The organism is Colwellia sp. PAMC 20917 (assembly GCF_001767295.1).
Classification (GTDB): Bacteria; Pseudomonadota; Gammaproteobacteria; order Enterobacterales; family Alteromonadaceae; genus Colwellia_A.
Genome location: NZ_CP014944.1, coordinates 3,588,192 through 3,613,017, shown reverse-complemented (window position 1 = coordinate 3,613,017; position 24,826 = coordinate 3,588,192). Strand labels below are relative to the sequence as shown.

The 24,826-nt window shown below is 38.7% G+C and carries 21 protein-coding genes and 6 tRNA genes; 17 read left to right on the top strand and 10 right to left on the bottom strand.

What is annotated here, in order from left to right; genetic code table 11:
* Positions 1 to 62: 62 nt before the first annotated feature.
* Entirely contained in the window at positions 63 to 1,169 is a 1,107-nt protein-coding gene (locus A3Q34_RS15500; protein WP_070376168.1) for an arginase family protein, read from the top strand.
* Positions 1,170 to 1,253: 84 nt separating this feature from the next.
* On the opposite strand, the gene A3Q34_RS15495 is transcribed toward A3Q34_RS15500, so the two are convergent.
* Positions 1,254 to 3,773 carry a hypothetical protein gene (locus tag A3Q34_RS15495; protein WP_070376167.1) on the bottom strand — a complete coding sequence of 840 codons (2,520 nt, stop codon included), beginning with the start codon at positions 3,771 to 3,773 and terminating at the stop codon, positions 1,254 to 1,256.
* A 171-nt stretch (positions 3,774 to 3,944) separates the two neighbouring features.
* On the opposite strand from A3Q34_RS15495, the gene A3Q34_RS15490 reads away from it, so the two are divergent.
* Together A3Q34_RS15490 and A3Q34_RS15485 are read left to right on the top strand one after the other, a co-directional pair.
* On the top strand, positions 3,945 to 5,297 hold the full coding sequence (locus A3Q34_RS15490; RefSeq protein WP_070376166.1) for a dicarboxylate/amino acid:cation symporter: 1,353 nt from the start codon (positions 3,945 to 3,947) through the stop codon (positions 5,295 to 5,297).
* A 424-nt stretch (positions 5,298 to 5,721) separates the two neighbouring features.
* A complete protein-coding gene (locus A3Q34_RS15485; protein ID WP_070376165.1) occupies positions 5,722 to 6,159 on the top strand; it encodes a helix-turn-helix domain-containing protein in 438 nt (145 codons plus the stop codon).
* Positions 6,160 to 6,436: 277 nt separating this feature from the next.
* Here A3Q34_RS15485 and kdsA read toward each other — a convergent pair whose 3' ends face one another.
* From kdsA to hemA, 7 genes are all read right to left on the bottom strand, one after another.
* Entirely contained in the window at positions 6,437 to 7,285 is an 849-nt protein-coding gene (kdsA, locus tag A3Q34_RS15480) for a 3-deoxy-8-phosphooctulonate synthase (RefSeq protein WP_070376164.1), read from the bottom strand.
* A 36-nt stretch (positions 7,286 to 7,321) separates the two neighbouring features.
* On the bottom strand, positions 7,322 to 8,584 hold the full coding sequence (locus A3Q34_RS15475) for a DUF819 family protein (protein ID WP_070376163.1): 1,263 nt from the start codon (positions 8,582 to 8,584) through the stop codon (positions 7,322 to 7,324).
* A 71-nt stretch (positions 8,585 to 8,655) separates the two neighbouring features.
* Entirely contained in the window at positions 8,656 to 9,456 is an 801-nt protein-coding gene (locus tag A3Q34_RS15470) for a SirB1 family protein (protein ID WP_070376162.1), read from the bottom strand.
* Between the two features lie 59 nt (positions 9,457 to 9,515).
* Positions 9,516 to 9,878, bottom strand: a complete 363-nt coding sequence (locus tag A3Q34_RS15465; protein ID WP_070376161.1) for a SirB2 family protein — start codon at positions 9,876 to 9,878, stop codon at positions 9,516 to 9,518.
* A gap of 21 nt (positions 9,879 to 9,899) precedes the next feature.
* Positions 9,900 to 10,787 (bottom strand): peptide chain release factor N(5)-glutamine methyltransferase, encoded by an 888-nt coding sequence (prmC, locus tag A3Q34_RS15460; RefSeq protein WP_220467874.1) that lies wholly within the window; start codon positions 10,785 to 10,787, stop codon positions 9,900 to 9,902.
* Positions 10,788 to 10,795: 8 nt separating this feature from the next.
* Complete coding sequence (prfA, locus tag A3Q34_RS15455; RefSeq protein WP_070376160.1) at positions 10,796 to 11,884, bottom strand: peptide chain release factor 1; 1,089 nt, start codon at positions 11,882 to 11,884, stop codon at positions 10,796 to 10,798.
* Positions 11,885 to 12,047: 163 nt separating this feature from the next.
* On the bottom strand, positions 12,048 to 13,307 hold the full coding sequence (hemA, locus tag A3Q34_RS15450; RefSeq protein ID WP_070376159.1) for a glutamyl-tRNA reductase: 1,260 nt from the start codon (positions 13,305 to 13,307) through the stop codon (positions 12,048 to 12,050).
* A 232-nt stretch (positions 13,308 to 13,539) separates the two neighbouring features.
* Between hemA and lolB the strand changes: the two genes are divergently transcribed.
* The 3 genes from lolB (at position 13,540) to A3Q34_RS15435 (ending at position 16,168) form a co-directional block, all read left to right on the top strand.
* Entirely contained in the window at positions 13,540 to 14,181 is a 642-nt protein-coding gene (gene lolB / locus A3Q34_RS15445) for a lipoprotein insertase outer membrane protein LolB (protein ID WP_197517604.1), read from the top strand.
* On the top strand, positions 14,168 to 15,091 hold the full coding sequence (gene ispE / locus A3Q34_RS15440; protein WP_070376157.1) for a 4-(cytidine 5'-diphospho)-2-C-methyl-D-erythritol kinase: 924 nt from the start codon (positions 14,168 to 14,170) through the stop codon (positions 15,089 to 15,091). Before lolB ends, ispE begins: the two co-directional genes overlap by 14 nt.
* A gap of 129 nt (positions 15,092 to 15,220) precedes the next feature.
* A complete protein-coding gene (locus tag A3Q34_RS15435) occupies positions 15,221 to 16,168 on the top strand; it encodes a ribose-phosphate pyrophosphokinase (RefSeq protein ID WP_070376156.1) in 948 nt (315 codons plus the stop codon).
* A gap of 121 nt (positions 16,169 to 16,289) precedes the next feature.
* On the opposite strand, the gene A3Q34_RS15430 is transcribed toward A3Q34_RS15435, so the two are convergent.
* Positions 16,290 to 17,411: a pyridoxal-phosphate-dependent aminotransferase family protein gene (locus A3Q34_RS15430; protein ID WP_070376155.1), complete on the bottom strand. Its 1,122-nt coding sequence runs from the start codon at positions 17,409 to 17,411 to the stop codon at positions 16,290 to 16,292.
* Between the two features lie 343 nt (positions 17,412 to 17,754).
* Between A3Q34_RS15430 and A3Q34_RS15425 the strand changes: the two genes are divergently transcribed.
* The 10 genes from A3Q34_RS15425 to A3Q34_RS15380 all read left to right on the top strand — a co-directional run bounded on the left by A3Q34_RS15425 (position 17,755) and on the right by A3Q34_RS15380 (position 21,817).
* Complete coding sequence (locus A3Q34_RS15425; protein WP_070376154.1) at positions 17,755 to 18,375, top strand: 50S ribosomal protein L25/general stress protein Ctc; 621 nt, start codon at positions 17,755 to 17,757, stop codon at positions 18,373 to 18,375.
* Between the two features lie 19 nt (positions 18,376 to 18,394).
* Complete coding sequence (gene pth, locus A3Q34_RS15420) at positions 18,395 to 18,979, top strand: aminoacyl-tRNA hydrolase (RefSeq protein ID WP_070376153.1); 585 nt, start codon at positions 18,395 to 18,397, stop codon at positions 18,977 to 18,979.
* A gap of 43 nt (positions 18,980 to 19,022) precedes the next feature.
* Positions 19,023 to 20,114: a redox-regulated ATPase YchF gene (gene ychF / locus A3Q34_RS15415; RefSeq protein ID WP_070376152.1), complete on the top strand. Its 1,092-nt coding sequence runs from the start codon at positions 19,023 to 19,025 to the stop codon at positions 20,112 to 20,114.
* Between the two features lie 292 nt (positions 20,115 to 20,406).
* Positions 20,407 to 20,754: a DUF3718 domain-containing protein gene (locus A3Q34_RS15410; RefSeq protein WP_070376151.1), complete on the top strand. Its 348-nt coding sequence runs from the start codon at positions 20,407 to 20,409 to the stop codon at positions 20,752 to 20,754.
* Positions 20,755 to 20,970: 216 nt separating this feature from the next.
* Positions 20,971 to 21,047: transfer RNA gene (locus A3Q34_RS15405), tRNA-Met, on the top strand.
* 37 nt (positions 21,048 to 21,084) lie between these two features.
* A tRNA-Leu gene (locus A3Q34_RS15400) sits at positions 21,085 to 21,169 on the top strand.
* 52 nt (positions 21,170 to 21,221) lie between these two features.
* Positions 21,222 to 21,296 (top strand) — tRNA-Gln (locus A3Q34_RS15395).
* Between the two features lie 102 nt (positions 21,297 to 21,398).
* Positions 21,399 to 21,473, top strand: a tRNA-Gln gene (locus A3Q34_RS15390).
* A gap of 132 nt (positions 21,474 to 21,605) precedes the next feature.
* A tRNA-Leu gene (locus A3Q34_RS15385) sits at positions 21,606 to 21,690 on the top strand.
* A 52-nt stretch (positions 21,691 to 21,742) separates the two neighbouring features.
* A tRNA-Gln gene (locus tag A3Q34_RS15380) sits at positions 21,743 to 21,817 on the top strand.
* Positions 21,818 to 21,918: 101 nt separating this feature from the next.
* Here A3Q34_RS15380 and A3Q34_RS15375 read toward each other — a convergent pair.
* Positions 21,919 to 23,130 carry an FAD-dependent monooxygenase gene (locus tag A3Q34_RS15375; protein ID WP_070376150.1) on the bottom strand — a complete coding sequence of 404 codons (1,212 nt, stop codon included), beginning with the start codon at positions 23,128 to 23,130 and terminating at the stop codon, positions 21,919 to 21,921.
* Positions 23,131 to 23,382: 252 nt separating this feature from the next.
* Here A3Q34_RS15375 and miaB point away from each other — a divergent pair, with 252 nt between their 5' ends.
* Entirely contained in the window at positions 23,383 to 24,825 is a 1,443-nt protein-coding gene (gene miaB / locus A3Q34_RS15370; RefSeq protein WP_070376149.1) for a tRNA (N6-isopentenyl adenosine(37)-C2)-methylthiotransferase MiaB, read from the top strand.
* The last annotated feature ends 1 nt before the right edge of the window (position 24,826 follow it).

Below are 24,826 nucleotides of genomic sequence, written 5' to 3'. Positions count from 1 at the left end.
ATATTCATTTAATGCTTACTATCAATGTAAATTATTCGGATAAATAACAAGAGTACAAATATATGACAACATCATGGACTAACTTACAGGAAAAACTAACCAACTGTTTATGCCCAGCAGGTAACGGTGTTTTTACCGTCAATACCGCTAAAGAGCGTAAAGAGCAATTGCATCAAGCCTTGTTCGGTCAATCGACAGACATTGATAATATTTGGAAAGAGTCATTAAAAGGGCTTCCTGATGCGTCAAATGCCGTTATTTTAGGTGTTGCCTCTGATTGTGGTGGCGGAATTTTACGTGGAGCAAATTGGGGGCCATTATTTGTCCGTTCAACTTTACTTGAACAATACCCTGAGCTTGAAGCATTTGATATGGGAGATGTTCGCGTTATTCCACATTTACTTCATGATAAATATTTAAATGAAGCAACGCTTTCTAACTGTAGAAAAGCCCTTTATAAAGATGAAAACAGCCCTTATGCTGTTAGCCCATTAACCATTACTGAAGATGTATTACACGACTTTTATGCTGAGTTCCCACAAAAAGGTATTTTCGGCATTGGTGGTGATCACTCAGTAAGCTACCCGTTAACAAAAGCTTACTTGCAAGCAAAGAAAAAGCGCGGCATTCGTGCAGCTATTATTCATTTTGATGCTCACACGGATTTATTGGTTGAACGCCTTGGCATTGATTTATGCTTTGGCTCTTGGTGTACGCATATTTTAGATGATTTACATGAAAAACATCATTTGATTCAAGTAGGTATTCGCTCGAGCGGTCGTCCTAAGTCGCATTGGGAAAATACTTTTGGTGTAAGACAACATTGGGCTCATGAAGTGAAAGAGCTGGGCGTTGAAAAAATCATTGAAAATATTTTAGCGCAATTAAAAGATGAAAACATTGATGAATTGTATGTAAGCTTTGATATTGATGCACTTGATGAAACTGTCGCTGCTGCCACAGGCACACCAGAGCCAGATGGTTTATTTCAAAATGAAGCGATGGATATACTTCGCGCTTTAGCAGCAAAATACCGTATTACCGGTGCCGATATGATGGAAATTGCTCCTTTTACTGACAGCACAGGTTTAGGAAAAGAGAGTCGTGATAAAACGTTAGCGGCTGGCGCAGAGATCTCTGCCTTTTTAATAGCCGAGATGGCTAAGTAAATTTTTAGTTTTATCTGTAATCGATAGACAAAAATAAAAAACCGCTTAACAAGCGGTTTTTTTTATAGGTGGAACAGTTAATTATTATTGAATAATAATACTAACACCACTAAATACAGTTGTTACACCACCAGGGGTTTCAACTTTTATTTCTAATGGTCCACTGGTTGGTTCCGCCTCACCTTTAATCGCAACACTAAATTGGCTGCCGCCATTACTAGAATCCCCTGGCCATGTATAACTAGGGGTACCGACGACAGATCCAACACTAGCTACAAATGACACAATAGTACCAGCCGGCATAGGTTGGTTATGTAAATCAGCGATAACAACACTGACTGTTCCGGTACTTTCGCCAGCAATATAGAGAGAAATATCGTTTCGGTCATAGTTTGGTGACGTATCGACAACGGCATCGTTTGTTGCTGTAACAGTTATATACGGTGATGTACCTGACATAATAATAACGGTAGAGCCACGTACATTGGTTGAAACTTTTTGCGCTTTTTTGGTCGGATCAGGTTCATCATCTGGATTAGCACAATATTGATTGGCTACCTCAGTACCTGGATTCGTTATGTCATTTAAACCACATAAAATACCATTATAGACACTGTTTTCTATATCGAAAACTCCATTGCTATTAAAGTCAACAAACTCTTCTAACTCGCCACCAGCTTGAGTGCTCACTTCTACTGGATTGTATAAATTGTCTTCATTATGGTCAACAAAGGCTTCTTTTAGATCGTAAAGTCTATCGCCAACATCTTTTCCTTGAAACAAAGTGTACTCACTCTCATCAAAGCGACCATTACTATTTTTATCAGGAAATGACTCTTCACCAATAGCAGTTGCTAATATTGTCACTCTTCCGCCATATTCCTGCCCAAGATAATTATTACCATTTGACAAAGGTTGACGAGCACAAAAGATCGCTGGATCATCATTTTCAGCCACTGTACAAAAACTACGGCTTAATACTTGTCCCGCTGGACGAGGGTTTTGACTGGTCCACATAACCGAACATACACCATTAGTTGTTGTACATGAGGAACCAACCGAACCACCTTCAGTGGTAAAGTTAACAGCGGTTCCATCTGGTACTGGATTATTAAATGCATCAGCCATACGAACAACAACAGGTACTTCTACACCATCAATGCCCCAAGCTTCAGGATTTGCGACCCCTCGGGCCAAACTAAAACTATCTTGGTCCGGTAAACCTGTTGAAACGACGAGTTGACTAGATTGAGTAAAGACAAAAGTGCCACCTAATGATTCTGTAGATGCTGTAACGCGAACTGTCGTTGCAACAGAGCCCGAATTAACAACTGTTTGTACTAAACCTTGGTCGTTAGTGGTGGCAAAATTCTGACTTAAATTTATACCACCCACATTAGTATTCAAGGAAAAATTCACTCGACGATTATTGTAGGGGTTGCCATCGGTATCTTTTACTTTGAACATCACCGTTGAGCTTTCAGAGCCTCCAACAATACCTGCTCCTACGATGCCAATATGCTCTGGCGATGCAGACACATACTCAATGCTACCAATGTCAGCGGCTAAAACGCTAACAGATGCTGTTGCTGATAAATTAATGCCCCCAGCATTAGCGGTGACATTAATCGTGTCATCGCCTACACACCCTTGTGCTAGATAAGTACTTGTCGCCGCACCATTAGAGGTTGTGATCGGTGTACTTAGCGTAGCGGTTAATTGTGCCGTACACCCAGATGAAAAATTAACATCCACAGGTTCAGTAAATAGATTACCTTGATCATCAACAATTGATACTGAAATAACACTCGTTCCGCCAGCAGATATATTCGTTAAACTGACATCAGCAACACCTTCTATAAATGGACTACCTGCTCCCATAATGACAGTTGAAGAGCCAACAACAAAAATTGTTTGACCAGATTCTCCACTGGTAATGGATGCTGTAATAGTTCCCGCACCTAAGTTTTCACCCGCATAGATATCAACAATTGCTTGATTATTTGCATTTGTGATAGCTGAAGGGATAGGTATATCACCAACAGTAGAACTAAAAGTAACAATCAAAGGAGCACTAATGCCATCAATTGTCGCAATTATTCGTGCCGGTTTGGATGACGTTACCGTGTCAGTGGCATTACTATCACCATCTATGAGAGTGACATTGATATTAATATCACCGACAACACCTATATCATCGCCTTGAGTTTTAAAGCCTAGTGGTACTAACGAGATCTCACCAGAAGAAAGAGAAGCGGATATTTCACCAGCACCACGAACACTACCTGCTGTGAGGGTAATCGTGGCGATACCATCTTCATTTGTTAAAGCGGAACCAGAAGATGGCGAGAAAGCTCCTAAATTTGTTGCGAAGGTTACCGCCCTGTTGGAAACTGGAGCACTGCCTTGCATTACTGTTGCTGTAACGGTTACCGGCGCAGCACCGGTAACCGTACTATCGGAAATATTGAGTGAAATAGTACTGGCAACAGAACCACCTGCAACAGGAGTTTCCACTCTAGATAAGCCCCCTTCTCCACTGCCTCCACAACCGCTGAGCGCGAAAAATAAAAGCCAAAAACCCAATCGTTGAAAAAGTGCCATGCAAGTATCCCTTAATTTTTAACTACATATTTATTAATAGTAACTTATATTCTAAAAATTTCATTAAAAATAGCGCTATAGTTGCTTTTTAATCAATAGCTTTTTTATCAATGAATTACCTGTTAATCTACTATTCATAATTTATAATAAAAAATAACGTTGCATTTCTTTATGACTGATAAAAAAAAAGCTAGTTTAACCGCTAGAATCGTTACTGGCATGCTTGCTGGCATCGCGGTAGGCGTATCCTTACAATTTCTTATGCCAGACAAATCAGACTTTGTTATCCCGCTCTATTTCTTTGAACTTTCATTACGATCATTTTTGGTTGACGGAATTTTTGAAGTCATTGGACAAATTTTCATTTCAAGTTTAAAAATGTTGGTAGTACCACTGGTTTTTGTATCGCTTATTTGTGGGACTTGTTCCTTAAAAGATACCACAAAACTTGGACGTATTGGCGGTAAAGCCATTTCACTCTATTTAATTACAACAGCAATAGCGATTAGCTTTGCGATGTTTTTAGCGTTATTAATAAGCCCTGGCGAAGGGGTCAATATGGCCTCTGACACAACGTTCACTAGTCGTGAAGCGCCTTCTTTAGCGCAAGTGTTTATTCAAATGTTTCCGAGTAATCCGTTTGAAGCTTTTGCAAAAGGTAATATGCTACAAGTCATTATATTTGCCTTGTTATTTGGTATTGCTATAGCGCTTTCAGGTAAAGCCGGCGAACGTATTGCTAGTTTATTTGAAGACATGAGTACCGTTATTATGCGCTTGGTAACTATATTAATGAACCTTGCTCCTTATGGTGTATTTTGTTTATTAGCAAGTTTATTCACTGATATGTCACTTAAGGTATTCGGTAACCTAATTGTTTACTTCTTAGTCGTTTTCTTTGCACTGATTTTACATGCTACGGTAACTTATTCTACTATCTTAAAAGTAATGACTGGTTTAAACCCAATTACTTTTTTGAAAAAAATGCGTGATACCGTTATCTTTGCATTTTCAACAGCCAGCAGTAATGCAACCATCCCGGTAACACTTGAAACTGTTACCAAAAAAATGGGTGTTAAAAATTCAATCGCTTCGTTTACTGTACCTCTAGGTGCGACCATTAATATGGATGGCACGGCTATAATGCAAGGTGTAGCGACTGTATTTATTGCGCAAGTGTTTAATGTTGATTTAACATTTAGTCAATATTTAATGGTAATACTTACCGCGACCTTAGCTTCAATTGGCACAGCTGGTGTTCCAGGCGTAGGTTTAATTATGCTAGCCATGGTTCTAGACCAAGTAGGTTTACCTGTAGAAGGCATAGGTTTAATTATAGGTGTTGACCGTTTACTTGATATGACACGAACTGCCGTTAATGTCACGGGTGACAGCATGGTCTCAATTGTTGTTGCTAAATCAGAAAATCAGTTTGACGAAGATATTTTTTATGATGAAAATGCAGGAAGTAAAATTGAGAATATTGATTTTCAAGACCTAGAAAAAAATCAAAGTGGCGATTAGCAATTTCAAGACACAAGAGTAAATAAAAAAGGTGCTTAAAAGCACCTTTTTATGTTTTAAATACCCAAAGCATTAATACTTTTCATACCTTGCTAAGCAATAATAATATTTCAAGCGCCCATATAAATACCATCAAATTTTTACAGAGTTCACCTTATCAACTGATGTTTACGATGCCTATTTGCAATATTACAAAGCTAATAAACCGAGCGCTGGTGCTAATATTCACGTTAAATAATACTAATTTCTAGTAGAGTATCACGTTAAACTGAAGCTGGTTTTCGACAGAAAAATAGTTAAAGTTGATACCGACAGCTTAAAGTCGGCTCCATGTCGAGGTGATGTCACCGCCTTGTCGTCACGTATAATACAATGTGGAATTATCATAGCGAAGAATCTTTACACGTCAGTACAAGGAAAATCAATGGACATTAATAGTGTAAAACTCAGGGAGCTGCGCCTTGCCAGGTATTGGTCACAAGAGCAACTCGCTACACTAAGCTCCTTAAACCTTCGAACAATCCAGCGCCTTGAATCTGGTGCTAAGGTATCGACAGAGTCTTTGCGAGCGCTTGCCGCCGTATTTGAAGTGCCTGTAGGGAGTTTACTGCTAAACACCGATAAACCCAGCCAATCTGCCCTCGCATCAATTCACGAAGGTATAATAAAAGGCCTAGAATTTAGTGGTATGACTTCACGCGCAGATTTTTGGTGGCTCGCGCTCGCCATAACTATGTTACTCGCCTTCGCTAAATTGCTCGCCGAGGCTTTTGCTAGTCCGCTGCCAGTGCAAATTGCCTCATTACTGGTTTTACTGCCGTGGGTCGCTGCATGTACTCGACGCCGCGTGATGCTGGGCTAAGTATTTGGTGGCAGCTCATTAGCTTAGCGCCAGTCGTCGGTATTGTCATACTGCTCTACTTACTCACCTACCAAACTAAATCAAAAGAGCCAGATTAGAGTCACCCTAAGTGATTTCAGCACAATTAGCATTTTTCCATACTTGTGCTCAGCATTACCCCGAATAACTGCTATCAAAACAATGCGACTAAGATGACTAAGCAAGATACTATATCAGCTATAAAAAAAACCTGAGTAGCTACTCAGGTTTTTGTGTTTTAACGCCGCTTTTATTGTTACTAATCAGTCAATAATGGCTCAAATGATTTAACTAAATCGTCAATTGATTTCATTTGCTGTAAATAGGGCTCAAGTTTATCAAGCGGCAACGCACAAGGGCCATCGCATTTAGCGTTATCAGGGTCAGGGTGTGATTCTATAAATAAACCCGCTAAACCTAATGCCATACCGCTACGCGCTAATTGTGCAGCTTTAGCACGACGACCACCTGCAGAATCAGCTCGGCCACCCGGCTGCTGTAAAGCATGAGTGGCATCGAAAATGACTGGCGCATAATCTTTCATTTCATCCATCGCTAGCATATCAACAACAAGATTATTGTAACCATAACAACTCCCGCGCTCGCAAAGAATAACTTGCTCATTGCCTGCTTCGGCGAATTTATTAATAATATGACGCATTTCATGTGCTGCTAAGAACTGTGGCTTTTTAACATTAATAATCGCATTGGTTTTTGCCATAGCAACCACTAGGTCTGTTTGGCGCGCTAAAAATGCCGGTAATTGAATAATATCAACCACCTCGGCTACAGGTTGCGCTTGATGTATTTCATGCACGTCGGTAATGATAGGTACGTTGAAGGTCGACTTTATTTCTTCAAATATTCTCAGACCTTCCTCTAAACCTGGTCCTCGGTATGAATGAACAGACGAACGGTTCGCTTTATCAAAAGATGCTTTGAATACGTAAGGAATATTGAGCTTTTGTGCCACTTCTACGTAGTGCTCTGCAATGCTCATCGCTAAATCACGTGACTCTAATACATTCATACCACCAAATAAAACAAACGGTTTATCGTTAGCGATTTCAATATCGTATTTAGTCAATTTAATTGAAGTTATTGTCATAATTTTTCCAAAATAAAGTCTGGAGCTAACAAACGATTAGCTACCAATAATTCTTAATAACTGGCCACATAACCAAGCCATATAAGTACCTAAAGCATAACCTAACACCGCCAGTAGTACACCAACCGGCGCTAAAGAAGGATGAAATGCTGATGCGATAACGGGCGCAGAAGCAGCACCACCGATATTGGCTTTACTGCCAACAGCTAGATAGAAGATCGGTGCTTTAATCATTTTGCCAACAATAAGCAGTAAAGCAACGTGGACTAACATCCAGATAACTCCAATGGCTATGTATTTCGGTGACTCAACAATTTGAGTAACATCCATATGCAAACCTATTGTCGCGACTAATACATATAATAAGCTACTACCAACTTTCGAAGCTCCTACGGCTTCAAGTTTTCTTACTTTAGTAAACGACAATGCCAATCCTATCGTAGTCACTAAGACGATTATCCAGAATAGTTTTGAATGTAAGCTAAATTTTTCTAATTCAGGAAAGTTTGTCTGAAAATAAGGGACTAAAAAGTCAGCGGCAAAATGTGCTAAACCAGCAGCGCCAAAACCTACCGCTATAATCATCATAAAGTCTTTTAGTAACGGCAACTTGATATTTTCACGTTGAGCAGACTCTACTTTATCAATTAATCTATCAATTGCTGAAGTGTCAGCGCCACTCTTCGCATCAATACGCTTATGGTTTGCTGCTAAATAAAGTAATACCGCCATCCACAAGTTGGCTACAACAATATCAACAGTCACCATAATGGTGAATATTTTGCCATCAGCGCCATAAATTTCTTTCATCGCCAACATATTTGCGCCGCCACCAATCCAACTACCCGCAAGCGCAGCCATACCACGCCAAACAGCTTCAGGACCAGTTACACCAAGTAATTCAGGCCAAATAGCAGAAATAACTAAGAGCGCAATTGGGCCGCCAATAACCACACCAACCGTGCCGGTTAAAAACATAATAATCGCTTTATTACCAAGACCAACAATTGCTTTTATGTCGATGCTCAAAGTGAGTAAAACCAAACAAGCCGGCAATAAATAATACTTGGCGACTTCGTCTACTTGACTCAATTCTGCACTAACAATGCCAAAAGTGTTTAGCAAAGAGGGTAATAGGTAGCACATAAGTAATGCTGGCACGTATTTATAGAACTTCTTAAATGCGGGGTGTTCACTATTTGAAGTATAAAAAACGAATCCAAGTATTAGTGCGAGTAACCCCATAACCGTGGCGTCATTCGTGATAAAAGGTGTATTGTTGATAATTTGATCTTCCATTGATTAACCTTGTTATTTTTATTTGATTTATTGGTTTTATTTGTAAACTACAGCCTTATTTCTAAGGCTTATTAATGTAATACCGTATCAGCTATAGTGATTTTGTCCAATTGCATTTTTAATAATTGCGCAGCAGGATCTTTTGGACATTTATCGACAAAATATTGGTAATCATCGTAAGCGACTTTAAAACAATCGAGTTGATGCAACAAAAAACCTCGGTCGCGACGCTCAAACGGATCTTCTGGGCGTAACGCTATTAATATATCAACACACTTTAATGCTTGAGCAAACTGCCCTTCGCGGATCAAAGCATTTTTCAATGAGCTAACGTGCTTAACAATTAAGCTTAACCTTGAAATATCTTCAATTTGGTCGCTTTGTGGATCGCCATCAAGTTCATCCATACATAAATCAAGCTCCTGCCAATTTAAAGACTCTCCAGTAATGGGATCAAAAACAATCGCATAAACATCATCACAGACGACGCGAATCATATTTTTCTTTGGTACGTACACCACATCAGCTTCAAAACCACAAAGACGAAATATATGGCAAAGCACTATACTTTTTAGCGCTGGGGCCATTAATTTAAAATCGAGTCCACTTTGTAACTTATGAGCACTAACGGGCCAAAAATCACGTTGATTATCAATAAAAAGTTGCCCAATGAAAAGTTCGTTGATTAATTGCTCAGCTTTTTCAAGATACTCTTCTGTATCAGAAATTAATTCTGAACATTGTTCGACTATTTGACTAAGGTTTGTTGGCTCAAAGTCACTATCACCAAAAACAACTTCTTCAATAAGTACAAAAGCTTCAATAAGTGATTTATCGTCATCATTGAGCTCGGAAAATAATAATTCATTCATGCTGTAATTTTTAATTGCTGACTCTATTTATAGTTATTGCTTATTTCAGGGTATATTTATTATAAAAATATCGTTTGTTTTGTTGTCGCTATTCGCACCACTAACATAATCCAGCCCATAGCTACTAAATAACCTATCACTTGCATCATTCGGTTACGAGCTAACTTCAACGTGTAATAGCCGGTAAAAATATAGAAAATAATGGCAAGTATCTTTTCGCCTAGCCATAAATATTCTATTGGATTTATCGCTAACTTGACAGCCAGACCAATACCTAATAGTAATAAAAAAGTGTCAAGGATATGAGGGCTGATTTTCAACCATTTTTTATCTAATTGTGCTGAATTCATCAAGGTTAATGCAAACCGGTAGGTGAACAATATAATGCTTATTGCCGCCAGAGTCATATGTAAATGTTTCATGCAAAAACCTTATATTTATCTTTATTCTTCTTGTTGTACATAAATACAGCAAGTAACTCGGTCATTTCCGCCGTAATCTTTAAATGTTTCAATCGACTGATAACCCAATTGCTTTAATATATCGCTAACGCCAGCCGCTTGTTCAAAGCCATGTTCAAAATAGAGTGCACCATTATTGGTTAAATAACCTTGTGCGTCTTTGGCAATACGTTTGATATCTGCAAAACCATTATCCCGAGCAACCAGAGCAGATAGCGGTTCAAACCTGACATCGCCTGCAATTAAATGCTGATCGGCTTCATCGATATAAGGGGGGTTGCTAACGATAATATTAAACTTTTTATCTGCGGCTACATTAGAGAACCAATCACTTTGATAAAGCTCTACCTGTGGTAACTGTAGCCGTTGAGCATTTTTTTTAGCTAAACTAATCGCAGCGTCACTAAAATCAATGCCGTGAACTTGCCACTGTTTTTGTTCTGAAGCAAGCGACAGAGCAATAGCTCCGGTACCCGTACCGAGATCCAAGCACGATAAATCACTTGCTAGATGGCGCGCTAAAATATGTTCGACCAGTAACTCTGTATCTGGACGAGGAATTAAGGTTGCTGGTGATACGTAAAAAGGCAGTGACCAGAATTCACGTTCTTGTGTAATATAAGCAATAGGCTCGCCTTGCAAACGGCGCTCAAACAAAGCTAAAAAAGCGTAGAATTCATGCTCTGCTAACTTTTTGTCAGGCCAAGTTAACAAATAACTTGTTTCTTTATTTAAAACAAAAGCAAGTAGGATTTTACAATCGAGTTTTGCGCTATCAGAAAAGGCAGCGAGTAACTGCTGCCCTTGATTAATTATTTCAGCAAAACTCTGCTGGCAATATGTTATTGACGGTTTTAAGGATTCGCTCAAACCAATAACTAGTTTTGCTCAGCAAGAGCCGCAAGTAAATCGGCTTGATTTTCTAACATAATAGGCTCTAGGACTAAATGCAAGTTACCTTCAAGAACTTCGTTCAAACGATATAAAGTCAAGTTAATACGGTGGTCCGTCATACGTCCTTGCGGATAGTTGTAAGTACGAATTCGTTCTGAACGATCACCACTTGCCACTAAATTACGACGTGAAGACTCTTCTTCACTGCGGCGTTTTTCATCTTCTGCTTGTTGTAAGCGAGCTTGTAATACCGACATCGCTTGCGCACGGTTTTTATGCTGAGAGCGTTGTTCTTGACACTCGACAACTACGCCTGTTGGAATATGGGTAATACGAATGGCAGAATCAGTTTTGTTAACGTGCTGTCCACCCGCACCTGATGCGCGAAAAGTGTCAACTTTTAAATCTGCTTTATTAATTTCAATCGCGTCAGCTTCTGGTATCTCAGGCATAACAACAACGGTACAAGCAGAAGTATGCACTCGACCTTGAGATTCAGTTTCAGGAACACGTTGCACACGATGACCACCAGACTCGAACTTCATTTGTCCGTAGACGCCTTCTCCAAGCACTTTGAAAATGACTTCTTTATAGCCACCTTGTTCACTTTCATTAGTGTTCATAACTTCAATACGCCAGCCTTTCTTTTCACAGTAACGGCTATACATGCGGTATAAGTCGCCAGCAAAAATTGCCGCTTCATCACCACCGGCTCCTGCACGTAATTCAACAAAACAGTTATTGTTGTCGTTTGGATCTTTAGGTAATAGTAAAATTTGTAATTGATCGGCTAATTCTTCAATGGTTTTCTTAGCTGATTTAAATTCTTCTTGCGCCATTTCACGCATTTCAGGGTCTTCATCTTTTAGCATTTCTTCAGCTAAAGCAAAGTCTTCTTCTGCGCTTTGGTAGTCATTAAACACACTAGTGACTGCTTCTAATTGAGAAAACTCTTTTGATAAGGCAATAAATTTTTCTTGATCTGAAAGTGTTCCAGGATCAGAAAGCAAGGCTTGAACTTCTTCAAAGCGCTCGACTAATATTTCAAGTTTTTGATAAACAGATTTATTCATTAAGAAATCTTATAATTAGGAAACAGCGGATAAAAATTGGTGATGTGCAGTTTAAAGGGTTAGTTGAGCACTTTCAATCAAAGGTGTAAAAAAGCTGTAAATACCCAGCTAAGCTCAAATGTTCATCAAAATACGGTTTGGGTGTGTTGTAAGCTCGAGACCGTTATTTAATGTTATAAATATCGCGTAAGTATACCAATTTATCTAATTCGCCACCTTGGGCCGCCGATTGAATAGCGCTAGTGGGTGCATGCATAAATTTATTGGTCAACTTAGTGGCTAACTCAGCCAAAATAGCTTCTGGTGACTTATTACCCTGCAGTTGTAACAATGCTTTATCAAGTAACAAATCGCGATGTTCTAAACATTGTTTACGGTAATCTATAACGGTATCTTGGGTATTTAAGCCACGAAGCCATGACATAAACACATCAGATTGAGTAGAAACTATTGCCTCAGCTTGAACCGCTTCTTTGCGACGATTGGCTAAATTTTTCGCGATAATGCCTTGTAAATCATCAACCGTATATAGAAAAACATCTTCTAGATCACCAACCTGTTCTTCGATATCACGAGGAACCGCTAAATCAACCATAAAAATAGGACGATGCTTACGCTTTCCTAATGCGTGTTCAACCATACCTTTACCTATAATGGGTAAAGTACTACCGGTTGAACTAATAACAATATCGGCGTCAGCCATTTTGTCAGGGATTTGCGCCAAGGTAATAACGTCAGCGCCAATAGCACCAGCCATTGCTTCTGCACGGGCAATTGTGCGGTTAGCAACAGTTATTTTACCCACTTTATTCTCGTATAAATGTTTAGCAACCAGTTCAATAGTTTCACCGGCCCCCACTAATAGTACTTTTACATTTTCAAGACTGGCAAAAATATGTTTTGCTAGATTTACCGATGCAAAAGCAACCGAAACCGCACTCGCGCCAATTTCAGTTTCAGTGCGAACTTGTTTAGCAACACCAAAAGTACGTTGAAATAAACGGTCCATGACTAAAGACATAGAACCAGCAGCTTTCGCTTGGCTATAGGCTTGCTTCATTTGACCTAAGATTTGCGGTTCGCCTAAAACTAAAGAGTCTAAGCCACAAGCAACCCGCATCATGTGGTTAACGGCCTGTTGATCAGTATGCCAATATAAACTTGGCGTAATAGTTGAAGCAGGAACATTGTGATGTTTTTCTAACCAGCGGACAACTTTTTCTTGGGTAACCCTTACATCGCCTTCTTGAACTAAATACAGCTCTGTACGATTACATGTTGATAAAATAGCCGCTTCACGACATTCTACGTTTCCAAGTAATTCAGTTAATGCCACACTTAAATTGTCGGGATTAAAAGAGATTTTTTCTCTCACGGCAACAGGGGCAGTTTTGTGATTGATTCCAACAGCAACTATAGACATAACGGAACGATTCAGCCTTTTTAAGACGATTAATATAAGAAATAAAAATTATCGATAGCAATTTTTTTTCCATTAATCTTTTTATTAACGACATTATTAATCAAGTTTTATAAAAAACCTATGATCTATGATAAATAATGATGTTAATTTTACGAAAAATCGCAGAAAATTAAAAGCATCAAATACGCGATAACGCAATATTATGGCGATTAACTCAATAATAATGGTTTATATGAATAAAATTACCTTATCGCTGCCACTCTTTTTCAGTTTTTTACTGATATTTCTATCTGGTTGTAGTTCTTTAACGAATAACCATCAGCAAATTACTGAACATCAAAACATTACCGAGCGCACTAAAAAGCTCACAGCAATGTCGAATTGGAAAATAAAAGGGAAAATGGGCATAATTAGCCCTAATGAGCGTCATAGCTTAACATTAAATTGGCATTACCAAGGAGATAAAAATCGCCAGATGCTAAATTTAACCACAGTGCTAGGTATTCAAGTTTTTACTTTAGAGTCGGTCAATAATATGCATGTTATTAATGTCGATGGTGAGCGCTACCAAAGCCCTGATTTAAACACCCTGCTTGCTTCGCTAACAGGTTTTACATTACCGACACACGCGATGACTTTCTGGTTAAAAGGCTTACCATATTTAGCTAATAATAAAATAACGTATAATGAAACAACAAAATTACCCCAAACACTGACCAGCTACTCTGATGAAAAAAAATGGTTTATTAAGTATAGTGGCTATCAACAAGTAGACCAATATCAACTAGCAACGAAGTTCACCATAAAACAAGATAACATCACCATTAAAATTAATGTTCATCAATGGGACGTGACAAGTAATGACTCAGACTAACCAGCAATTTCAGAGTTTTCCTGCACCGGCAAAGCTTAATTTATTCCTCCATATTATTGGTCAACGCAACGACGGCTATCATCAGTTAGAAACTATTTTTCAATTTTTAGATCACAGCGACACCATAGAAATAAGGAAGACTCAGGATAATAATATTGAATTACTCACGCCGATTGATGGTGTATTACATGAAGATAACTTAATTGTAAAAGCAGCTCGGTTACTGCAAAGCCACCTACTAAAAAGTTCGACTACTTTTAATAACGTATATTTAGGTGCACAAATAAAAATAACAAAAATTCTCCCTATGGGAGGTGGCTTAGGTGGCGGGTCATCCAACGCCGCCACTATTTTATTGGCATTAAATACTCTGTGGCAGGCCAATTTGTCTAACACAGAGCTAGCAAAACTTGGCCTATCACTGGGCGCTGACGTACCGATTTTTATTCATGGTTTTGCTGCTTTTGCTGAGGGTGTTGGTGAAGAACTCACTGCTGTTTATCCTCAAGAAAGCTGGTTTTTAGTCAGTAAACCTGATGTCAGTATTTCTACTGCCAGTATTTTTACTGATGCTGACTTAACTCGCAATACGGCAAAAGTTAATTTAAATGATGATATTAGTAAGTTAGACATAGACTTATGCCACAATGACTGCCAGACGTTAGTAATAAAAAAGTATCCCGAGGTTGCCAAGTTACTGGCTTGGTTGGTAGAATACGCCCCGTCTCGAATGACTGGTACCGGAGCGTGTATTTTTTCTCGTTTTGATACTGAGCAAGAGGCTTGTCGCATCCAGTCATTACTTCCTAATGGAATAATTTCTTTTGTGGCAAAAGGTGTCAATACATCTCCATTACGCAATGCTATTAACAACTTAATAACATTGCAAACAGAAAATGCAGAATATTAATACCATTGAGAATTTATTTTCATAAAAATGCCAAGAACCACTGGAAAAAATTTAATAATTTGCTGATAGTAAACTCAAGGTTTACTAATAGCGTAACTTAAAATGTCAATAGTTTCCGAGGAACTGACCGTGCCTGACATGAAAATATTTACGGGTAATGCCACCCCTGAACTGGCCAAGAAAGTAGCTGATCGCTTGTATATGACTTTAGGCGATGCCAAAGTCGGTAGTTTTAGCGACGGTGAAATCAGTGTTGAAATTAACGAAAACGTGCGCGGTGCGGATGTTTTTATTATTCAATCAACTTGTGCGCCAACCAATAATAACCTAATGGAATTAATTGTGATGATTGACGCATTACGACGAGCATCTGCTGGTCGTATTACTGCCGTTATTCCATACTTTGGTTATGCTCGCCAAGATAGACGTGTACGTAGTGCTCGTGTACCAATTACTGCGAAAGTTGTCGCTGACTTTTTATCAAGTGTTGGTGTTGACCGAGTATTAACGGTTGACCTACACGCTGAGCAAATTCAGGGTTTCTTCGATGTACCGGTAGATAACGTATTTGGCACACCTATTTTACTTGAAGATATGCTTTCTCGTGATCTAGATAACCCGATTGTAGTTTCTCCTGATATTGGTGGTGTTGTTCGCGCTCGTGCCGTAGCTAAATTACTCAATGAAGCCGATCTTGCTATCATCGATAAGCGTCGTCCAAAAGCCAATGTTGCACAAGTTATGCACATTATTGGTGATGTTGCTGACCGCGACTGTATCATTGTCGACGACATGATAGATACTGGTGGCACATTAGCAAAAGCGGCTGAAGCATTAAAAGCACATGGCGCTAAACGCGTTATTGCTTATGCTACTCATCCAGTTCTTTCAGGTAATGCTGCGCAAAACCTAAGAGATTCTGTTATTGATGAGTTAGTGGTAACAGATTCAATACCACTTACCGACGAAATTAAAGCGCTTGGTATTGTTCGTCAACTTACTTTAAGCGGTATGTTGTCTGAAGCGATTCGCCGTGTGTGTAACGAAGAATCTATTTCAGCAATGTTTGACAGTTAAGCATTTACTGATAAAACAACTTCATAAATAATAAAGCCCCGAGTCATCTTTTGACTCGGGGCTTTTTTATTTAACACAACACTGGAGCTACGGTCGCTTAATTCTTTTTGTCAGACGTTGACTATTTCTCTAAAACATCCGCTAAAGCCGCTAAACATAAGGTCACATTTTCAGTTCTTGCCGCATAGCCCATTAAACCAATGCGCCATGCTTTACCAGCAAAACCACCTAGGCCAGCGCCAATTTCTAAATTATATTCATTAAGTAAGGTTTCGCGAACAGCTGCATCATCAACGCCTTGAGGAATTAATACCGTATTTAATTGTGGTAAACGGTATTGTTCATCAACAACAAACGCTACGCCTAGTTTTTCTAATCCTGCTTTTAATTTAAGGTGTTGGTTTTTATGGCGTTGCCATGCATTTTCTAAACCTTCATCTTGTAACATCACTAAAGATTCATGCAAAGCATAGAGAGAATTTACCGGTGCCGTATGATGATAACTACGTTTACCTGTACCGCCCCAATAGCCCATAACCAACGATAAATCTAAAAACCAACTGGGTACTGCAGACTTTCTACTTGTTAATTTTTCAACCGCTTTAGTACTGAAGCTAATTGGTGATATGCCGGGCACACACGATAAACATTTTTGACTACCCGAATAAATAGCATCGATTCCCCAATCATCAACCTTTAATTCAACACCGCCTAATGAGGTCACTGCATCGACGATAGAAAGCGCTGAGTTTTCTTGGGCTATGGCACATAAGGCTTTTGCATCAGACAATACACCGGTAGATGTTTCAGCATGAACAAAGGCTAAAAATTTAACATCGCTATTGTCTTTAAAAGCTTGTTTTACTTTATTAACATCGACAGGCGTTCCCCACTCATCGTTTATAACGATGGCTTGAGCCCCGATGCGTTGAACATTTTCCACCATACGCGAACCAAAAACACCATTTACACAAACAATCACTTTTTCGCCTGGTTCCACTAAGTTAACAAAACAAGTTTCCATACCTGCCGAGCCTGGCGCTGAAACCGCCATCGTTAATTCATTCTTGGTTTGAAATGCGTATTGTAGTAATGATTTGATTTCGTCCATCATCTGCACAAACTCTGGATCTAAATGACCTATGGTCGGACGACCTAAAGCAGATAAAACACGAGGTGAAACATCACTAGGACCGGGGCCCATTAAAGTACGAGGAGTTGGATAGAAAGATGTAATTGTCATAGTTAATTCTCTTATCGACATTAGGCATTAGAAGTATGAGGCACATATACCCGCTCATTTTCAGGACGCAGGTTGCTAGAGTGTATTTTGAATGGTAACGGGTCTAACACCTAAATTTCAATAAAAAATTATCTATAACGGCCATTTAGCCCAATGATACCCATAATAAGCAGCCATGATTAATAGGTTATTAATCATATTAACGTTGGATATGTTTAAGTTGAGGTGTTATTATGCCGCGCCTTTTATGATGATTGAATTATTTTTATTGTTGTAAAGGTTCACTGTTGTTTTTGGTCGCAAAAAACAACTCAACTAACTCTTTAATATTAGGTATTAAAAAATGACTGATTTATTTACTTTAGAAGCTGAAGTTCGTACTGACCTAGGGAAAGGTGCGAGCCGCCGCCTACGTCACGCAAACAAAGTTCCTGCAATTTTATACGGTGAAGGCCAAGAGCCGATTTCTTTAACGTTAGAGCACAAAAATGTTTACCGTGCACAACAAGAAGAAGCATTCTACTCTCACGTTTTAACTGTAAACATCGACGGTAAGCCAGTTGAGTGTCTTTTAAAAGACATGCAACGTCATCCGTTCAAGCAACTTGTAATGCATTTAGATTTCTTACGCATTGATGCATCTCATGCAGTTCACGTTAACGCTCCTATTCACTTCCTTAACGAAGAAGAAGCAGAGAAAAAAGGTGGCAACATTACTCACCAGATTAACGAAATTGCGATTAGCTGTTTACCTGCTGACATTCCAGAGTTCATCGAAGTTGATGTTGCTGATTTAGAAGTTGGTCAAACATTGCATTTATCAGACGTTACTTTGCCTAAAGGCGTAACATCTGACGAATTAGCAAAAGGCGAAGATCATGATCAAGCTGTTGTTTCATTAAATGCACCGAAAGGCGTAAGTGAAGAAACTGATGAAGCTGAAGAAATTGAAGCTACTGAATAATCATTAAGTATAAGCTTAAATGACTATTCAACTAGTTGTGGGCCTGGGTAATCCAGGCCCCGAATATACAAAAACTCGTCATAATGCCGGAGTTTGGTTCGTCGAAGAACTTGCTTCTCGCTACAACATCTCCCTCAGACCAGAAAAAAAATATTTCGGACTTTACGGCAAAGGCCTAATAGGTAACGAAGTTGTTCATTTGCTTGTTCCAACAACGTTTATGAATAGAAGTGGTCAGTCTGTAGCGCCTCTTGCAAATTTTTTCCGTATACCCGTCGATAATATCCTTGTTGCTCATGATGAGTTAGACATGGAACCGGGCGTCTGTAAAATTAAAAAGGGTGGCGGACACGGTGGACATAACGGCTTACGCGATATTATTTCGTGTATGGCTAATAACAAAGAATTTTATCGGTTACGCATTGGTATAGGCCACCCAGGTCATAGAGATCGCGTTACCGGACATGTACTTGGCAAAGCACCAGCTATTGACCAAGACAAAATAGATCAAGCGATTGATGAAGCAAGCCGATGTATCGACATCTGGCAAACAGACGATTTAAAGAAAGCTCAAAATCGTTTGCATTCATTCAAGCCGCTATAACTAAACTTTTAAAACAATTTTGCAACACAATTAAGGTATTATCATGGGATTCAAATGCGGTATTGTTGGCTTGCCCAACGTAGGTAAATCAACACTTTTCAATGCATTAACAAAAGCAGGTATTGAAGCAGCTAATTTTCCATTTTGTACTATTGAGCCGAATACGGGTGTAGTACCCGTGCCAGACCCTCGTTTAGATGCATTAGCCAAAATTGTAAACCCTGAGCGCGTTCTAGCAACTACCATGGAATTTGTTGATATTGCAGGTTTAGTGGCTGGCGCTTCGAAAGGTGAAGGTTTAGGAAATAAATTTCTTGCTAACATTCGTGAAACCGATGCCATTGGTCACGTTGTACGTTGTTTTGATAATGACAACATTATTCATGTTGCTAATAAGGTTAGCCCTAGTGATGACATAGAAGTGATCAATACTGAGCTGGCTTTGTCTGATATGGACACAGCAGAACGAGCAATTTTTCGCTTAGCGAAGAAAGCCAAAGGTGGCGATGCGGACGCTAAATTTGAAATGCCGGTATTAGAAAAGATATTAAAGCATGTTGAAGAAGGACATATGATACGTTCTTTAACATTGTCTAAAGAAGAAAAAGCCGCGGTAGACTACTTAAACTTTTTAACACTAAAACCGACCATGTATATCGCGAATGTGAATGATGATGGTTTTGAAAATAATCCTTACCTAGATCAAGTTCAGGCAATTGCTGATGCCGAAGGTGCTATTGTTGTTGCTGTTTGTGCTGAAATTGAAAGCGAATTGTCTGAAATGGATGATGAAGACCGTGTTGAATTTATGGCTGACCTTGGACTAGAAGAACCTGGGCTTAATCGTGTTATTAATGCTGGTTATTCTTTGCTTCACTTACAAACCTATTTCACGGCAGGTGTAAAGGAAGTACGTGCATGGACAGTAAAGCAAAATGCTACGGCTCCACAAGCTGCGGGTGTTATTCATACCGACTTTGAAAAAGGCTTTATTCGCGCAGAAGTTATCGCCTATGATCACTTTATCGAATTTAATGGCGAGTCAGGGGCTAAAGAGGCCGGTAAATGGCGTTTAGAAGGTAAAGAGTACCGTGTTAAAGATGGTGATGTGGTTCACTTCAGATTTAACGTGTAATGTTTACGCTTTAACGCGAATAAATTAAATAGTAAAAGGAGCTTCGGCTCCTTTTTTGTCTTTCAAAATAAGTTATTACCCGTCATTTAAATGTAAAAGAATGACTGCAAAAGAAAAAGATATAAATAAAAAACAATGAAAACAATAGACTACTTAATTTAAAAAATTTAAAAATATCTTGTTTTATTTCTAAAATATACCACAATTATCATAATACCAATCTGATATAAGTTGAAATTATCAACGTCAGACCAACAACCTATTACTTTAATAAACAATAAAAAGGCAGACCATGAAAAAAACACTCCTACTTGCTAGCTTAATTGCCGCTTCAGTAACTTTTGCCCCTGTGACTAAAGCCGATAATATATCTCTTCGTATTTGTGAATACGTTGCGGCCAATGATAAGAACCGCTTACGTTCATTTATGAAACAAAATAAATTAAAAATTCGTACACTTTTTGGTAGTATCGAATGTAACGGCCAAAATTTATTAGTTTTTGCTGCATCTAATAGCGCTTTAGAAACAGGTGAATTTATTATTGGTAAAGTTCCTTCAAAAGAAGTGGCTAAACATATCGCCGAGATTGGTAAATACTCAAAACATTTAGAAGAAGAAGCAAAAGAACGCGTAAAATAATCATTATTTGATATCTACGGTTCTTTAAAATAAAGCAAGAACTTAGCGTTCTTGTTTTTATTTTAAAGAGATTGCGCTTTCCTAGAATATTAAACGCCCAATTTGTAGACTAAACAAGCAAACAGAAAGAAATTAGCATTTATTATAAAAAAACGGTTGACGTAGCCTAAGCAGATTTGCATAATACGCGCCACTTGCTGAGAGGCAATACGGAAAGGCTACATAGCTCAGCTGGTTAGAGCACATCACTCATAATGATGGGGTCCCAGGTTCAAATCCCGGTGTAGCCACCATTTAACTCTTAGTAGTGAACGTAGTATTAGAAGAAATGCGGGTTTGGCGGAATTGGTAGACGCGCTGGATTTAGGTTCCAGTATCGAAAGATGTGAGAGTTCAAGTCTCTTGACCCGTACCATTCTAACTAACATTTATCATCATGATATTTGTTAGAAAGTAAGTAACATTGCAGGGGTATAGCCAAGCGGTAAGGCAGCTGGTTTTGATCCAGTCATTCAGAGGTTCAAATCCTCTTACCCCTGCCACTTTCTTGTTTAACATTCCTTTTTTAAAACTCAATCAGTCTTTATTAAAACTAATATTAAACATAATAAGTGTCATATTTACTTGTTATTTAGAATACCTACAGGGGTATAGCCAAGCGGTAAGGCAGCTGGTTTTGATCCAGTCATTCAGAGGTTCAAATCCTCTTACCCCTGCCACTTTATTGTTTAAGATTCCTTTTTTTAAAAGTAATTAATCTTTATTAAAAAAGTAGTAAACATTACTGAGTGACATAATAATTATTTGATTTATCTACAAGGCTATTAACGCTTAGTAGTGTTAGAAGTAATGCGGGTTTGGCGGAATTGGTAGACGCGCTGGATTTAGGTTCCAGTATCGAAAGATGTGAGAGTTCAAGTCTCTTGACCCGTACCATTCTAATTAACAGATATCATCATGATAGTTGTTAGAAAATAAGTGACATTACAGGGGTATAGCCAAGCGGTAAGGCAGCTGGTTTTGATCCAGTCATTCAGAGGTTCAAATCCTCTTACCCCTGCCATTATTTTCAAATCTTACTTTAAACACCCAATACATATTATCTTGAGACTTAATCTCTTACTGCATTGAAAAATTTCTTTTAAGACCCATTTACACTTCAACTTATACACCACAAGCGTAAGCTAAAGCCTTATTTTTTAAAAAAGGTATCTTATTAGCCATAGTCAGCCCTAGGTTTCGAAAGAGTTTAATAGCTGGTGATGGGTGGCTAAACGTTGCATACAGTGAATCCATCGTCGTCATCATCAATAGATTGTCTATTCGTCGCTTAGCTTCGTAACGTGATAAAACCTCAGGCAAGTGCCAACACTCATTATTACCAATCGCACTGGCTATGACGGTTTGTAAGGCCTTAACATCTTTAAAGCCAAGATTTACTCCCTGCCCTGCCATGGGGTTAATGGTGTGCGCTGCATCACCTAATAATAATACTCGATCTTTTTGATAGGTATTAGCATGTCGACGAGTCAGTGGAAATGCCCCTTTATTAATAACCTTTATTTGACCTATTCGTTGTGGAAATTTTTCAATGATTTCACTTTGTAGTTGTTCATTAGATAAAGCCGACAACCTTTTTATCTCGTTTTTTTGATGATACCAAACCAAGGAAGCATAACCACCTAATTGACTTTCTCCTGGCAGGGGTAAGAAAGCCATAGGGCCAGTCTGAAAAAATTGTTGCCAGGTAATATCTTGTTGTAAATGTTGAGTTTCAACATTAATAAGCATTGCTGATTGCTGATAATCCCAACCCGTTATACCTATATTAGCTAGTTTTCTTACTTGTGAATGAGCGCCATCAGCCGCAATTAATAATTGAGTGGTAATTTGTTCTATTTCGCCACACTCTTTTTCAGCCGATTTAATTGCCAAGCTTACTGCTATTTCATTTTGATGTTCAATAAAGCTTTCTAATCTCGCTGGTGCAAATAAAGTCACTTTGCTGTGAGTTTTAATTTGCTGCCATAAGGCAAGCTGAACTAAGCGATTTTCAATAATATGGCCAAGATGAGATTGCCCAATGTCATCGGCGTTAAACTCGGTATAACTTGCCTGATTTTCCCAAACACCTAATCGTTTATAAGGACACATTCGCCATTGTTTTAATTGTGGCCAAGCGCCCAATTGTGTCAACAAATGCTCAGAAGCAAGCGATATAGCTGAAACACGTAAATCTAGTGCTTGTGTTTCATTAAAACAGACGGGTTGCTTTGATTCGACAATAGCCACAGTTAACCCTAAGTTTGCCAAAGATAACGCACTAGCCGCGCCAACCATACCACCACCGACAACTACACAATCAAAATTGCTCATAAAATTTACACTTTTTATTTAATGATTCTTCAAAGTTATTCTAACCAACCTATATCAGTTATACGAATATTATTAATGGTTGCGGGCAATAATTGAAATCAGATAGACCCGCGCCACTTAAAGTTGAATCGGGTACTGGCGTCAAGCGTCAAGAAGGAGTAAAATATGCATCCTTAAATTGAACTAACTGTGAAGCAATAAATTTCATGTTAGTGTGTCTAAATTTTTAAATATTTAATGAGTGGAAAGTTAATGAGTAAAAAGCTATATATCAAAACTTGGGGTTGCCAAATGAACGAGTATGACTCGCAGAAAATGGCGGAATTATTAGACTCAACGCATGGTTTTGTATTGGCTGAAGAAGCTGAAGATGCTGATGTCATCTTATTAAACACTTGTTCTATACGCGAAAAGGCACAAGAAAAGGTTTTTCATCAGCTAGGGCGTTGGAAACATCTAAAAGACAATAAACCTGGTTTATTAATTGGTGTTGGTGGCTGTGTTGCTTCTCAAGAGGGTGATGCTATTCGCCAGCGTGCGCCTTATGTTGATATGGTATTTGGTCCACAAACATTGCACCGCCTGCCTGAAATGATCCAACAAGTTACTGGTGATCATAATCCTGTTGTTGATGTTAGCTTTCCTGAAATTGAAAAGTTTGATCGTCTTCCTGAACCTAAAGCTGATGGCGCTAGCGCTTTTGTGTCGATTATGGAAGGCTGTAGTAAATACTGTACCTTCTGTGTTGTACCTTACACTCGTGGTGAAGAAGTCAGTCGTCCACTTGACGATGTATTATATGAAATAGCTCAACTTGCTGCACAAGGTGTACGTGAAGTTAATTTATTAGGACAAAACGTTAATGGCTATCGTGGTATTACGCACGATGATGAAATTTGTCGCTTTTCAGAATTATTGCGTTTGGTTGCTACTGTTGATGGCATTGACCGTATTCGCTATACAACATCACATCCGATTGAATTTACCGATGATATCATTGAGGTTTACAAAGACGTTCCTGAGTTAGTGAGTCACCTACATTTACCGGTACAAAGTGGCTCAGATAGAATTTTAACGCAAATGAAACGTGGTCATACTGCATTAGAATATAAGTCACAAATTAGAAAATTAAAGAAAGCACGTCCAGATATTTGCATGAGTTCAGACTTCATTATTGGTTTTCCTGGTGAGTCAGATGCTGATTTCCAAGCAACAATGGATTTAATTAAAGCGGTAGATTTCGATTTAAGCTTTAGTTTTATTTACAGTGCGCGCCCTGGTACACCAGCAGCAGATATGATTGATGATATTTCTGATATCACTAAAAAAGAACGTTTAAAAGTACTTCAAGACCAAATTACCCATCAAGCATTACGTATTGCACGTCAAATGTTGAATACGGAACAGCGTATCCTTGTTGAAGGTCCTTCAAAGAAAAATCCGATGGAATTACGCGGTAAAACAGAAAATAACCGCACAGTTAACTTTGTTGCTCCTCACACGGTCATTGGTCAATTTGTTGATATTAAAATTACTGATGTTTATGCTAACTCGCTGCGCGGTGAATTAGTGCGCGAAGAAAGTGAAATGGGCTTACGCATTGCGTATTCTCCACAAGACATCCTAGCCAACAGTCATCATACGAGCAAAAGTAGTAACATCGATGAGTTAGGTGTTGGTAGTTTTACGCCTTAAT

Bases quoted from the DNA above. Each gene is read 5' to 3' on its own strand.
- A3Q34_RS15500 (WP_070376168.1), top strand. From the start codon at position 63: ATGACAACATCATGGACTAACTTACAGGAAAAACTAACCAACTGTTTA.
- A3Q34_RS15495 (WP_070376167.1), bottom strand. From the start codon at position 3,773: ATGGCACTTTTTCAACGATTGGGTTTTTGGCTTTTATTTTTCGCGCTC.
- A3Q34_RS15490 (WP_070376166.1), top strand. From the start codon at position 3,945: ATGACTGATAAAAAAAAAGCTAGTTTAACCGCTAGAATCGTTACTGGC.
- A3Q34_RS15485 (WP_070376165.1), top strand. From the start codon at position 5,722: ATGGACATTAATAGTGTAAAACTCAGGGAGCTGCGCCTTGCCAGGTAT.
- kdsA (WP_070376164.1), bottom strand. From the start codon at position 7,285: ATGACAATAACTTCAATTAAATTGACTAAATACGATATTGAAATCGCT.
- A3Q34_RS15475 (WP_070376163.1), bottom strand. From the start codon at position 8,584: ATGGAAGATCAAATTATCAACAATACACCTTTTATCACGAATGACGCC.
- A3Q34_RS15470 (WP_070376162.1), bottom strand. From the start codon at position 9,456: ATGAATGAATTATTATTTTCCGAGCTCAATGATGACGATAAATCACTT.
- A3Q34_RS15465 (WP_070376161.1), bottom strand. From the start codon at position 9,878: ATGAAACATTTACATATGACTCTGGCGGCAATAAGCATTATATTGTTC.
- prfA (WP_070376160.1), bottom strand. From the start codon at position 11,884: ATGAATAAATCTGTTTATCAAAAACTTGAAATATTAGTCGAGCGCTTT.
- hemA (WP_070376159.1), bottom strand. From the start codon at position 13,307: ATGTCTATAGTTGCTGTTGGAATCAATCACAAAACTGCCCCTGTTGCC.
- lolB (WP_197517604.1), top strand. From the start codon at position 13,540: ATGAATAAAATTACCTTATCGCTGCCACTCTTTTTCAGTTTTTTACTG.
- ispE (WP_070376157.1), top strand. From the start codon at position 14,168: ATGACTCAGACTAACCAGCAATTTCAGAGTTTTCCTGCACCGGCAAAG.
- A3Q34_RS15430 (WP_070376155.1), bottom strand. From the start codon at position 17,411: ATGACAATTACATCTTTCTATCCAACTCCTCGTACTTTAATGGGCCCC.
- A3Q34_RS15425 (WP_070376154.1), top strand. From the start codon at position 17,755: ATGACTGATTTATTTACTTTAGAAGCTGAAGTTCGTACTGACCTAGGG.
- pth (WP_070376153.1), top strand. From the start codon at position 18,395: ATGACTATTCAACTAGTTGTGGGCCTGGGTAATCCAGGCCCCGAATAT.
- ychF (WP_070376152.1), top strand. From the start codon at position 19,023: ATGGGATTCAAATGCGGTATTGTTGGCTTGCCCAACGTAGGTAAATCA.
- A3Q34_RS15410 (WP_070376151.1), top strand. From the start codon at position 20,407: ATGAAAAAAACACTCCTACTTGCTAGCTTAATTGCCGCTTCAGTAACT.
- A3Q34_RS15375 (WP_070376150.1), bottom strand. From the start codon at position 23,130: ATGAGCAATTTTGATTGTGTAGTTGTCGGTGGTGGTATGGTTGGCGCG.
- miaB (WP_070376149.1), top strand. From the start codon at position 23,383: ATGAGTAAAAAGCTATATATCAAAACTTGGGGTTGCCAAATGAACGAG.